Source organism: Nocardia sp. CA-151230 (assembly GCF_050942175.1).
Taxonomy (GTDB): domain Bacteria; phylum Actinomycetota; class Actinomycetes; order Mycobacteriales; family Mycobacteriaceae; genus Nocardia.
This window is the reverse complement of the sequence record NZ_CP192061.1, coordinates 6,594,333-6,606,555: the sequence shown is the minus strand read 5'-3', so window position 1 is coordinate 6,606,555 and position 12,223 is coordinate 6,594,333. Positions and strand designations below refer to the sequence as shown.

13 protein-coding genes are annotated in these 12,223 nt (G+C 66.8%); 9 read left to right on the top strand and 4 right to left on the bottom strand.

Going from position 1 to position 12,223, the window contains the following annotated elements:
- Positions 1–8: 8 nt before the first annotated feature.
- From ACQP1O_RS31155 to ACQP1O_RS31125, 7 genes are all read left to right on the top strand, one after another.
- On the top strand, positions 9–806 hold the full coding sequence (locus tag ACQP1O_RS31155; RefSeq protein WP_433561968.1) for a cell division protein SepF: 798 nt from the start codon (positions 9–11) through the stop codon (positions 804–806).
- Positions 807–1,163: 357 nt separating this feature from the next.
- Positions 1,164–1,466: a YggT family protein gene (locus tag ACQP1O_RS31150; RefSeq protein WP_040856625.1), complete on the top strand. Its 303-nt coding sequence runs from the start codon at positions 1,164–1,166 to the stop codon at positions 1,464–1,466.
- Positions 1,467–1,538: 72 nt separating this feature from the next.
- Positions 1,539–2,369 carry a DivIVA-like cell division protein Wag31 gene (gene wag31 / locus ACQP1O_RS31145; protein WP_433561967.1) on the top strand — a complete coding sequence of 277 codons (831 nt, stop codon included), beginning with the start codon at positions 1,539–1,541 and terminating at the stop codon, positions 2,367–2,369.
- 126 nt (positions 2,370–2,495) lie between these two features.
- Positions 2,496–2,699, top strand: a complete 204-nt coding sequence (locus tag ACQP1O_RS31140; RefSeq protein ID WP_354843223.1) for a hypothetical protein — start codon at positions 2,496–2,498, stop codon at positions 2,697–2,699.
- A gap of 310 nt (positions 2,700–3,009) precedes the next feature.
- The gene (gene ileS / locus ACQP1O_RS31135) at positions 3,010–6,189 is read left to right on the top strand and encodes an isoleucine--tRNA ligase (RefSeq protein ID WP_433561966.1); all 3,180 of its coding nucleotides are present in this window, start codon (positions 3,010–3,012) and stop codon (positions 6,187–6,189) included.
- 193 nt (positions 6,190–6,382) lie between these two features.
- Positions 6,383–6,556: a type II toxin-antitoxin system RelE family toxin gene (locus ACQP1O_RS31130; protein WP_433561965.1), complete on the top strand. Its 174-nt coding sequence runs from the start codon at positions 6,383–6,385 to the stop codon at positions 6,554–6,556.
- Between the two features lie 240 nt (positions 6,557–6,796).
- Entirely contained in the window at positions 6,797–7,333 is a 537-nt protein-coding gene (locus tag ACQP1O_RS31125; protein ID WP_433561964.1) for an NlpC/P60 family protein, read from the top strand.
- A 6-nt stretch (positions 7,334–7,339) separates the two neighbouring features.
- On the opposite strand, the gene ACQP1O_RS31120 is transcribed toward ACQP1O_RS31125, so the two are convergent.
- A complete protein-coding gene (locus tag ACQP1O_RS31120) occupies positions 7,340–7,753 on the bottom strand; it encodes an organic hydroperoxide resistance protein (protein WP_354842991.1) in 414 nt (137 codons plus the stop codon).
- Positions 7,754–7,863: 110 nt separating this feature from the next.
- Between ACQP1O_RS31120 and ACQP1O_RS31115 the strand changes: the two genes are divergently transcribed.
- The gene (locus ACQP1O_RS31115) at positions 7,864–8,403 is read left to right on the top strand and encodes a TetR/AcrR family transcriptional regulator (protein ID WP_433561963.1); all 540 of its coding nucleotides are present in this window, start codon (positions 7,864–7,866) and stop codon (positions 8,401–8,403) included.
- Between the two features lie 7 nt (positions 8,404–8,410).
- Here ACQP1O_RS31115 and ACQP1O_RS31110 read toward each other — a convergent pair whose 3' ends face one another.
- A complete protein-coding gene (locus ACQP1O_RS31110) occupies positions 8,411–9,478 on the bottom strand; it encodes a hypothetical protein (RefSeq protein ID WP_433561962.1) in 1,068 nt (355 codons plus the stop codon).
- Between the two features lie 55 nt (positions 9,479–9,533).
- Between ACQP1O_RS31110 and ACQP1O_RS31105 the strand changes: the two genes are divergently transcribed.
- Positions 9,534–9,980 (top strand): MarR family winged helix-turn-helix transcriptional regulator, encoded by a 447-nt coding sequence (locus tag ACQP1O_RS31105; protein ID WP_433561961.1) that lies wholly within the window; start codon positions 9,534–9,536, stop codon positions 9,978–9,980.
- Between the two features lie 43 nt (positions 9,981–10,023).
- Here the strand turns inward: ACQP1O_RS31105 and ACQP1O_RS31100 are convergent, their stop codons facing one another.
- Both ACQP1O_RS31100 and ACQP1O_RS31095 read right to left on the bottom strand, forming a co-directional pair.
- Positions 10,024–11,031, bottom strand: a complete 1,008-nt coding sequence (locus tag ACQP1O_RS31100; RefSeq protein ID WP_433561960.1) for an alpha/beta hydrolase — start codon at positions 11,029–11,031, stop codon at positions 10,024–10,026.
- Positions 11,032–11,254: 223 nt separating this feature from the next.
- The gene (locus ACQP1O_RS31095; RefSeq protein ID WP_354842978.1) at positions 11,255–12,133 is read right to left on the bottom strand and encodes a UTP--glucose-1-phosphate uridylyltransferase; all 879 of its coding nucleotides are present in this window, start codon (positions 12,131–12,133) and stop codon (positions 11,255–11,257) included.
- Positions 12,134–12,223 lie beyond the last annotated feature (90 nt).

The following is a 12,223-nucleotide window of genomic DNA, read 5'->3' as shown; positions in this document are numbered from 1 at the left end:
TCGACCAGATGAGCACGCTGCACAAGTTCAAGGCGTACTTCGGGATGGTTCCGCTCGAGGATTACGAAGACGATTACGTCGACGACCGCGGAGCCTCCCGGAGCGCCGATGAGCGTGGCCAGCGTCGTCCCCGGCCCTACGCCGACCGCGAGCGTGATTACGACCGATACGGCGAGGACCGCTACGACGACGAGCCCGCCTACGAGCCGTCCTACAAGGCGCCCTACAAGCCTGGGTACAGCGTGTCCCGCCGGGACGACTATGCCGACGACCACCGCGAGCGCGACCACCGTGACCGCTACGACGCCGACGACCGTTACGACGCCCCCCGTCGTCCCACCCGCATCGACACCGCCCCGTCCAGCCGCACCCGTGCCATGGGCGGCAGCGCGCCCACGGTGCGCGGCAGCACCCGCGGCGCGCTCGCGATGGATACCGATGCGGAGCGGCGCATCGAGGAGCTGCGGGAGCAGGAGCGCCGGATCGAGGCGGCCCGCCGTCCCCAGATCTTCGAGGACGGAGGCACCTTGTCCAAGATCACCACGCTGCGCCCGCGCACCTACGCGGAGGCCGCCATCATCGGTGAGCGCTTCCGCGACGGCACCCCGGTGATCATGGACCTGGTCGAGATGAGCAACTCCGACGCCCGCCGCCTGGTGGACTTCGCCGCGGGTCTGGCCTTCGCCCTGCGTGGTTCGTTCGACAAGGTCGCCACCAAGGTGTTCCTGCTCTCACCGGCCGACGTGGACGTCTCCGCCGAGGAGCGCCGCCGGATCGCGGAAAACGGCTTCTACAACCAGAAGTGACCCCGACTCTCGGGGACCTCAGGGCCACGCCCTGAAACCCGTTCGGAGGCCGTGCCTCCCGGGCCCCGAGGGAAGGGCCGGCCGCCAGGGGTAGCGGTCGAGGTGCTGATCGCCGGCATGGAGCTCAAAAGTAAACCGCGGCAAGGAATTGCGTCGCGTCAACGGGGGTTGCGAAATAGTCGCGGGGGAATGGCGGGGGAGTCTTGCGCCCGAGTTGTCGGGTATCCGAGTGCCACGATGTGTGGCGGTGCTGTCCGGGCGGGGTCCGGAAGCGGTCATACAGCAGGGGTTCGGCTGTGACCGGGACGATCCGTGTTTCTATTTTGCCGATCATCGAATCTAGGGCACAGTGGTGCGGTGGCCCTGTTCCAGGTGTTGAACCTACTACTGTTCCTCTTCTGGCTGCTGCTGATCAGCCGAGTCATCGTCGAGTTCATCCGCAGCTTCGCGCGAGACTGGCGGCCGACGGGCTTCGTGGTGATCATCCTGGAGGTGATCTTCACGGTCACCGACCCTCCGGTGAAACTTCTGAGGCGTTTGATACCCCCAGTGAATCTTGGGGGAATTCGGCTCGATCTGTCCATTATGGTCCTGCTTTTCATCGTGTTCATCTTGATGACGATCACGGGCCAGGCAGGGCAGTCGATAGCTCAGGTGTGACAGAATGGCCCGAAAGAAAGCTTGCCCAGATCTACCGCTAGATCTCCATACGAAGCGTGAAGGGATCGTTCCATGCCGCTGACCCCCGCCGATGTTCATAACGTCGCGTTCAGCAAACCGCCGATCGGGAAGCGCGGCTACAACGAGGATGAAGTCGATGCCTTCCTCGACCTGGTCGAGCAGGAGCTCTCACGCCTCATCGAGGAGAACGCTGATCTTCGCCAGCGAGTTGCCGAGTTGGACGCGGAACTGGCTGACGCCAAGAAGAATCGCGGTCCCGCGGTTCAGCCGGTGAAGGCGCCCGTCGCGCCGGAGCCCATCAAGGCCGCTCCGCCGCCGCCCCCGGCCCCCATGCCGGCTCCGGTCCCGGTGGCCGCCATCAAGCAGGACGCTCCCTCCGCGGACGCGAATCTGCAGGCCGCCAAGGTGCTTTCGCTGGCCCAGGAGATGGCCGACCGCCTCACCTCCGATGCCAAGACCGAGGCCGAGCAGCTGCTGGCGAACGCCCGGGCCAACTCCGAGCGCCTGGTCAGCGACGCGCGTACGCGTTCCGAGGCGATGATCGCCGATGCCCGCCAGAAGGCCGAGGCCATGCTGTCCGACGCGCAGACCCGCTCGGATTCCCAGCTGCGCCAGGCGAAGGAGAAGGCCGACGCCCTGCAGGCCGACGCCGAGCGCAAGCACACCGAGATCATGGCCACCATCACCCAGCAGCGCAGCGTGCTGGAGAGCCGGATCGAGCAGCTCAAGACCTTCGAGCGCGAATACCGTGTGCGCCTGAAGTCCTACCTGGAATCGCAGCTGGAGGAGCTGGAGAACCGTGGTTCGGCGGTCCCGGTCGACGGCGGCGAGTTCGGCCAGGATGCATCCGGCAACGGCGCACTTCTCAAGGGCAGCAAGTAAAGTCGTAGATACGGCCAGCGATGCCAGGTCGCGCGGGAGGAACTCCCGGGTGGCGCGGTATCGCCGCCAACCTTTCGAGTCCTCCGATAGCCACCGCTATCGAAGCCCAACGAGGGGGTGGTGCACTTGCTCGTGGTGACGCTCGCGCTCGCAGCCGTGGGTTTCGGCCTGCTGGTGACCGCACTGACCACCGGTTCGGTGATCTGGGCATGGGGCTGCATCATCGTGTGCGTGATAGGCGCGGTGCTGCTGCTCGTCAGTGCGTTGTCGCTGCGGACCGATGACGAGGACACCTCGTCACGGCCGGGCGGACGACATGCGAAGCATTAGTGGGGCGGGTCCGTGGAATATCCGCTGGACCGGCCCCGCTAGACTGTAGAGAGCTATACGGCGTTGATCCGGCCATCACCGGGGAGCTTTCGGAAGAACGGCGGGCGTCTGCGTTCAGCAGTGAACGACAGGGTCCGCTCACTAGAACCGAACGGGTGAGCCCGTCACAGCTCACAACGAGAGGCTCGGTCCTGTAAGGGTTTTCGTGATCCTGGACCGGGCAAGCGGGGTGGTACCGCGGTTACGGCGCACCGAGCGCCGGCATCGTCCCCGTGCCCACAGTGCTGGCACGAGGAGCTGAGAGGCCGCGATGGCGGACGAGACCACCACCCGAAGCGCATATCCGCGCGTTGACCTGAGCCGGACCTCCGGTCAGGTATCGTTCCCCGAGCTGGAGCAGCGGGTCCTGGACTACTGGGCCGCCGACGACACCTTCCGTGCCAGCATCGAGAACCGTTCCGATGCAGAGGAATTCGTCTTCTACGACGGCCCGCCCTTCGCCAATGGGTTGCCGCACTACGGTCATCTGCTGACCGGATACGTGAAGGATTTGATCCCGCGTTTCCAAACCATGCGCGGCAAGAAGGTGGAACGACGATTCGGTTGGGATACTCACGGCCTGCCCGCGGAAATCGAAGCGGAGAAGCAGCTCGGTATCACGGACAAATCACAGATCGATGCCATGGGTCTCGCGGAATTCAATGCCGCGTGCAAATCCTCGGTACTGCGCTACACGAACGAGTGGCGTAACTATGTGACACGCCAGGCCCGGTGGGTCGACTTCGACAACGACTACAAAACCCTCGACCTCGACTTCATGGAATCGGTCATGTGGGCGTTCAAGTCGCTGTACGACAAGGGCCTGATCTATCAGGGCTTCCGGGTGCTGCCCTACAGCTGGTACGAGCAGACCCCGCTGTCCAATCAGGAGGCGCGCCTCGACGACTCCTACCGGATGCGCCAGGATCCGGCGGTCACCGTGGACATGGTGCTGCGGGTCCCCGCCGAGCACCCGCTGCACGCCCTGGACGGCGCCAACGCCCTCATCTGGACCACTACGCCGTGGACGCTGCCGTCCAACCTGGCGATCGCGGTGCACCCCGACATCACCTACGCCCACGTCCAGGGCAAGGACGGCAAGCGGTACGTGCTTGCCGCCGAGCGGGTCTCGCACTACGCGCGCGAGCTGGGCGAGGAACCGACTGTGCTGTCCGAGTATTCGGGCGCGGCGCTGGAGGGCCTGGACTACCTGCCGCCCTTCGACTTCTTCCTCGGCCATCCCAACGCGCACCGGGTGCTCAACGCCGACTACGTGACCACCGACTCCGGTACCGGCGTGGTGCATCTGGCGCCCGCGTTCGGTGAGGAGGACATGGATGTGGCCTCCGCCAATGGAATCGAGGTCGTGCAGCCCCTCGACCCGGGCGGCAAGTTCACCTCCATGGTGCCGCCCTACGAGGGCCTGATGGTCTTCGACGCCAACCCGGTCATCATCAAGGACCTCAAGGCCGCCGGAAAGCTGTTGCGGCACGAGACCATCGAGCACTCCTACCCGCACAGCTGGCGCTCGGGCCAGCCGCTGATCTACATGGCGGTGCCGTCGTGGTTCGTGGCGGTCACCACCTTCCGCGACCGCATGGTGGAGCTCAACAAGGAGATCACCTGGGTTCCCGAGCACATCCGCGACGGCCAGTTCGGCAAGTGGCTGCAGAACGCGCACGACTGGAACATCAGCCGCAACCGTTACTGGGGTGCGCCCATCCCGGTGTGGATCTCCGACGACCCGGCCTACCCGCGTGTGGACGTGTACGGCTCGCTGGATCAGCTGGAGCAGGACTTCGGCGTGCGGCCGAGCGATCTGCACCGGCCCGGCATCGACGAGCTGGTGCGCCCCAATCCCGATGACCCGACCGGGAAGTCGATGATGCGGCGCACGCCCGAGGTGCTGGACTGCTGGTTCGAGTCCGGCTCCATGCCGTACGCGCAGGTGCACTACCCGTTCGAGAACAAAGAGTGGTTCGAGGGCACCGCCACGGAGTCCATGGACGGCTCGGCCGTCGCTACCGCGCACAGCCCGGGCGACTTCATCGTCGAGTACAACGGCCAGACCCGCGGCTGGTTCTACAACCTGCACATCCTCTCGACCGCGCTGTTCGATCGCCCGGCCTTCAAATCGGTGGTGGCGCACGGCATCGTGCTCGGCGACGACGGCCTCAAGATGTCCAAGTCCAAGGGCAACTACCCGGACGTCAACGAGGTCTTCGACCGCGACGGGTCCGACGCCATGCGCTGGTTCCTCATGGCGTCCCCGGTGCTGCGCGGCGGCAACCTCATCGTCACCGAGCGCGGCATCCGCGAGGGTGTCGGCCAGGCCCTGCGCCCGCTCTGGAACGCGTGGACCTTCCTGCAGCTCTATGCCTCCAAGCCGGGTACCTGGCGCACGGACTCGTCGAATGTGCTGGACCGCTACATCCTGGCCAAGCTGGCGCAGACCCGCGACGTCATGACCGATGCCCTCGAGATCTACGACATCGCGACGGCCTGCGACGAGCTGCGCACCTTCGCCGACGCGCTCACCAATTGGTATGTGCGCCGGTCGCGTTCGCGATTCTGGGAAGAGGACCGCGACGCCATCGACACCCTGCACACGGTGCTCGAGGTGACCACCCGGCTGGCCGCCCCGCTGCTGCCGCTGCTGACCGAGGTGATCTGGCGCGGCCTCACCGGCGAGCGCTCGGTGCACCTGGCCGACTGGCCGAGCGACACCGACCTGCCGCACGATGCCGAACTGGTGTCGGCCATGGACGAGGTCCGCACGGTCTGCTCCACGGTGCTGAGCCTGCGCAAGGCCCAGAACCTGCGCGTGCGCCTGCCGCTCTCGGAGGTCACCGTGGCCGCCGCCGACGCGGAACGCCTGCGGCCCTTCGTGGATCTGATCGCCGACGAGGTGAACGTCAAGAAGGTCGACCTCACCACCGATGTGGCCGCGCACGGCCGCTTCGAGCTCGTGGTGAACGCCCGCGCCGCCGGACCGCGCCTGGGCAAGGAGGTCCAGACGGTCATCAAGGCGGTCAAGGCGGGGGAGTGGAGCGAGGCCGCCGACGGCACCGTCTCCGCCGCCGGCATCGCCCTGCTGCCGGAGGAGTACACCCAGCGACTGGTCGCCGCCGAACCCGAATCCACCGCCGCCCTGCCCGGCAATATCGGTCTGGTGGTGCTGAATTCGGCGGTCACCGAGGAGCTGGAGGCCGAGGGCTGGGCCCGCGACCTCATCCGCGACCTGCAGGAGACCCGCAAGTCCCTGGGCCTGGACGTCTCCGACCGCATCACGGTCGTGCTCGACGTCCCGGCCGAGCGCCTGGGCTGGGCGGAGACCCACCGCGAGCTGATCGCGGGCGAAATCCTCGCCACCACACTGTCTCTCGGTGAGGTGGGTGCCGACGCCCCCGAGATCGTCGGCGGCGTGAAGGTCTCGATCGTCAAGGCGTAGCCACGTTTCAGCGTGCCGACGAGGCGAGGGGCGGAACCGAACCGGTTCCGCCCCTTCCCTGTTCCGTCAGGAGCGGGGACGCAGTCCGGTCGAGGACGAGGTCCGCCGTGGGAGGTCGTCATGCGAATTCCATCCCGACGTCCTGAAGCAGCTGTAGAAGTTACCCCGCAATGCCTTCGGTACCGCGCTGCGCATGATCATTGCTCTGGGCGAGGAGCCGCGTCCTGATGGCGTGAAGAAGCTCGCAGGCAGCGACTGTGACTGGCGGATCCGGTTCGGGCAGCATCGAATCGTCTACAGCATCGACGACGACGCCAATGTGGTCACCATCTTCACAGTGGCCGAGCGATCGGATGCACATCGGTAGATCGCCTGGGCTGCCATTGGCAAATGTGGAGCGCCTTCCCGGGATCTGGGCGGGCGCTCTCGACTTTTTGCTGGATTCCTTCGCCTGAACAGCTTGTTTTCGGGGTTTGTGTCGGGGGATCGAGACACGCGACCCAAGTTCCCTTGTGACGTATGTTGCGCGTGCGATACAACAGCTATCTGTTAGCTAATTTTCTTGCTCGAGATGTTGCTGCGGTATCGCCGATGAAGGGGCACGCATATGGCTCGAAGGCAGGTTCACCGTTTCGCATCATTCGTCACGACGGCCTCGGCACTGGTGCTGAGCGCCGCGCTCTGGGCGGGTCTGGCGCACGCGGATACCGGCTCGGCGTCGGGGTCCGCCTCCGGCAGCGCCAGCGGGTCGGCCTCGGGCAGCGCGAGCGGTTCCGCGCAGCTGCCGCTGGCCAGTCCGCGGGCCATGGTCGCGCTCGCGCTGGCGACCACACAGACCGGCAAGCCCTACCGCTGGGGCGGCACCGGCCCGGACGCCTGGGACTGCTCGGGCCTGGTGCAGTGGGCTTTTCGCAGCGTCGGCATCGATATGCCGCGCACCACCTGGCAGCAGGCCGACGCCGGACTCGAGGTGCCCGTCGGCTCCATGGAGGTCGGGGACGTCGTCGTCCTCAACAACGACGCCTCCCACGTAGGCATCTACGCGGGAGGCGGCAATGTGCTGAACGCGTACGACTGGGGTGTGCCCGTCGGTCTGACTCCGCTGAGCCAGTTCGACATCTACACCATTCGCCGCTTCTACTGAATCGTCCTACTCGACAACCAGTTCCACGGGGATGTTGCCGCGGGTGGCCTTGGAGTAGGGGCACACCTGGTGGGCGGCCTCGACCAGCTCGCGGCCCTTGTCGTTCTGCAGCTCCTCCGGCAGCTCGACGCGCAGCACGACCGAGATGCCGAAACCGGTCTCCTCGTCCTTGTTCAGGCTGACATCGGCGGTCACCGAGGTGTCGCCCAGCTCGATGCCCTGGTTGCGGGCGACCACCTGCAGCGCGCCGGCGAAGCAGGCCGAGTAACCCACCGCGAACAGCTGCTCCGGGTTGGTGCCGTCACCGCTGCCGCCGGCCTCCTTGGGCTGGGCCAGCTTCAGGTCGAGGTAACCGTCGGAGCTGACCGAACGGCCCTCGCGGCCGACGGAGGTGGCGGACGAGGTGAAGAGCTTAGCCATTTCGAATCTCCCTAGACAGACTTGTCTGTTCAGACGCGACTCAGAGTAGACAGATCTGTCTGCTATCGTCAATACCGAAGCCCGATGAGGGGAAGGAGTGCAGGTCAGCCATGAGCGAAGCCCGTGATCGCCTGCTGGACACCGCGACCAGGCTGTTCTACGCCGAGGGCATTCACACCGTCGGCATCGACCGCATCATCGCCGAGGCGGGAATCGCGAAGGCCACCTTCTACCGGCACTTCAAGACCAAGGAAGACCTGGTCGTCGCCTACCTGGTGCGCGAATACGATCGCCAGCGCGAGGTATTGGAGGCCATTCCCGGCGCCGGCACCGACTCCATCGTCGGCATCTTCGAGCGGCTGGGCGAGCTCAGCTGCGGGCCGGGCTTCCGGGGCTGCCCGTTTCTCAATGCGGCCGTGGAGTTCCCGAATCCGGAGCACGCCGTCCGCAAGGTCGTCGACGACTATCGCGGCTGGTTCCGGGATCTGATGGCCGACCGGCTGCGCGCCGCGGGGCACGCCGACATCGACGATGCCGCCCGGGCGCTGCTGTTGACCCGCGACGGCGTGGCCGTCAGCGGGGGCATGGGAGACAACGAGACGGTCCGGGTGGGCATCCGGACCGCCTTGTCGCAGTTGGGTATTCGGTAGACCGGCCTCAGACGCCGACCGCCTCCTCCATCTCCTCCTCGGCCGCCACCGCGGTCTCGGTGGACGGGGCCTGCTCGACGGGTTCGGGGGCGGCGTGGCGCGGCGCCGATTGTGCTGCGGCCTGCCGCTTTTCGGTCAGGCCCGCCACGATCATGAGCAGCACGCCCGCCGCGAACCAGAGCGCCAGGCTCGCCATCCGGCCACCCAGTCCGGTGCTGTCGAAGTAGAGCAGGCTGCGTGCGCCCTCGACGAAGCCCGCGCCGTTCCAGAAGTGGTGCAGGGTGCCGAAGAAGTCGTTCTGCAGCCACGGGCTGTAGACGCCGCCGGAGCTGGTGAAGTTCAGCATGACGAACAACACCATCAGGGCCAGGGTGGTCCAGCGCTTCAGGAAGGTGTGCAGGCCGATGCCGATGGTCAGGATGCCCGCGGAGTACAGCCACGACATGCCCCAGATCGCGCCCAGGTCGTGGTCGACCACGTGGAAGACGGGACCCGCGAGGGCCAGGCCGATCAGGCTCACCAGCAGCGAGGTGACCAGGCCGATCGCGCCGCGCAGCCACATGGGCAGGCCCACGCCCGCCGCGCCGATGGCGGCGACGCTGCCGTAGGAGCCGATGCTCAGGGCGACCAGCAGGAAGAAGATGCCCTGTGCGGTGGGGTCGCCGGAGCTGGGGGTGGTGACGTCGGTGACGGTCAGCGGCGCGTTCTGCAGCCCGGCGACCTGGCCGAAGACGGCCTCGGCGGCCATGGCGGTGGTGTCGGATCCAGCCTTGGCGACCAGCAGTTCGGGCTGCGCGGCGTCGGGGACGTACGCCCCTGCCAGGTCGCGGTGGCGCAGCTCGCTCACCGCATCGTCGCGGGTGGGGACGGTGATCACGTCGAGGGCATTGCCGCCCTTGTCCTTCAGGGTCTGTGCGAGCACCTTGACCTGCGGGCTGTCGCCGACGATGGCCACCGCCAGGTGGTTGGGCTCGGGCTGGTGGAATGCGCCCAGGTACGCCAGTCCCATGCCGAGGCACATGAGCAGCGGGGTGAGCAGGTGCACGGCGACATGCCGGATCTGATGCGAAGCCATGGGTTCTTCTCCAATAGTTGGTAAATACAACCAATCGAGGTTGTAGTCTACAACTATGAACAGCGCTGACGCATTCCCCGGCCGATCCGACGCGATCGAGGTCATACAGCGTGAGCTCACCGCCTTCGCCCGGCGCGCCCGCGGGCGCGCCGCCGAACTGCATCCGGAGCTGTCGCTGGTGGCGTCCAGCATTCTCGACCTGGTGATCGAGCGGAACGGATGCCTGGCCGCGGATCTGGCCGGGCACTTCCACCTCGACAAGTCCACGGTCAGCCGTCAGGTGGCCACGCTGGAACGCGACGGCTACCTGGCCCGCGAGGTCGACCCGGCCAACCGCCGCAACCTGGTGCTGCACGCCACCGCCGAAGGCAAGCGGGTGGCCCGCGCCGCCGCGCGCAACCGCAGCGCCGCGTTCACCGAACGGTTCGCCGACTGGGACGACGCGGATGTCGAGCGGCTCGCGGCCTATCTCGTGCGCTACAACGCCGCCGACGAGGGCTAGCGGCTTCGTCGGACAGACACCGAGGGCCGGAACCCGCCGTGGCTCAATCCGTTTCGGGCAGCTCCAGGCCCTTGGCCAGCACCGGCCACGAGGCGCGCAGCGCGTCCTGCCAGTAGCCCCACGAGTGCGTACCCGGCTTGGCGATATCGAAGGTCGCCGGAATGTCCAACTGGTGCAGGCGGGTCTTGAGATTGCGGGCGCACCAGTCGCTGGCCGCCTCCAGAATGCCGCCGACCAGGATCTGTTGCGGCAGACCGCCGTCCGCCGGACCGAGGCTGCGCACATCGGCCACATTGTCGTGGCGGCCGGGCAGGCCGGAGCCGTTGGAGACATAGATCCCCAGGCCGCGCAGCGCCTCGGCGTGCACGTAGGGGTCGTTGGCGGCCCACTCCGGATCGTCCATCGGCCCGTACATGTTCACCGGATTGCCGCCGCCGATGGAGACCACCAGGTCGGTGAACTTCTGGCCGACCGGATCACTGATCTGGGCGCACCCGCTGTAGGCGGCGACGGCCCGGTACAGGCCGGGCGCGGCGATAGGAAGCTGCAGCACCGAGGTGCCCGACATGGACATGCCCGCGATGGCGTGAATCCCATTGGTGGCCAGGGCCGCGTCGACCAGCGGGGGTAGCTCCTCGGTGAGGAAGGTCTTCCACATGGGCTGGCCCAGCCGGGGATCGGGGCTGCGCCAATCGGTGTAGTAGGTGAACGCGCCGCCGATCGGCATCACCACGTTCACGTTCTTGTCCATGAAGAACTGGGTGGAATCGGTATTGCGCTTCCAGGTCGCCGTGTCCTGTCCGCCGCCCGCGCCATTGAGCAGATACAGCACCGGGCGCGGCTCGGAGGTGTCGGCGGGACGCTGCACCTCCACCGTGATATCGGAGTCCATGGCCGCCGAATGCACGTGCAGCGTCAAGTTGCGGGAGTCGTGCACCTCGTAGGAGGTGATGGCGGAGCCGTCGTCGGACACCGCGGTGCCCGCGAGGCTCGCCACGCTGGTTATCGGGTCGGGTGGGGCGCCGACGGCCGGACCAGCGGGTACGACCATGGTGAACGTAGTGACAAGAGAACAACTTGCCGCCGCGAGCAGTGCCGCCCGGGTGCCCAATCCGCCTAGCAAAACCGACCTTCGATCCAGAGGGGTATCCCGACCCATCGGCATGATCGCCGAAACATGCCCCCATGTTTCGGGTTTCGACAAATTCGGTCTGGCGTGGTTGGGTGAACGGCACCTGTGCGCCGAACCTGGCGGCCCGTGGTGCGGCGGCGGCCTACTCGGCGACGAGCTGACGCAACAGCGGACCGTACTCCGGATGTGCCAGCGCCGAGGCGAATTGCGCGGTCAGATAGTCGGCCGGGTTGCCGGTGTCGTACCAGCGCCCGCGGATCACCTGGCCGTACACCGGATTCTCGGCGGCGAAGACATTGATGGCATCGGTCAGATACACCTCGCCGGTGCGGTGGGTGTACCAGTTGTCGACCTGCTTGCGGAGCTCGGCGATGATGCCCGGGGTCACCACGTAGCCGCCGATGGCGGCGAAGGAGGACGGGGCGTCTTCCGGCTTGGGCTTCTCCTTCAGGCCGCTGATCCGCATCAGACCCTCACCGACCGTCTCCTCGACCACCGGGACGCCGTAGCGCTGCGACTCGGACGGATCCATCGGCATGAGCGCCAGCACCGGCGCGTTGGTCTTCTCGTAGGCGTCGATGAGCTGCTGCGCGCGCGGCACCTCGGCGACGAAGACGTCGTCGGGCCACAGCACCAGCATGGGCTCGTTGCCCAGGTGGCGGGCCGCGTTCAGCACCGGGGTGCCGTTGCCGTAGGGGCCGTGCTGGTCCAGGTAGGTGATGTGGCCCTGCCGGCTCAGCTCACCGACCTCCTCGACCGCGTCGGCGAAGGCGGTCTTGCCGTCGGCGCGCAGCTGGGCGACCAGGGCGGGGTTGGGGCGGAAGTGATCCTGGATCAACGACTTTCCGCCGCTCACCACGATGGTGATGTCGGTGATGCCGGAGGCCACGAGCTCGCGGACGGTGTGTTCGATGACGGGCTTGTCGCCCACCGCGAGCATCTCCTTCGGGATCGCCTTGGTCAGCGGCAGCAGGCGCGAGCCGATACCCGCTGCGGGAATCACGGCCTTGCGAATCGTCATGGACGAATCATCACACATCCGGCGGGTCGTGCCTGTCGGTAGTCGCTTGTAGATTTCCCGGTGTGAATACGTCTGCCGACCCCGCGAACC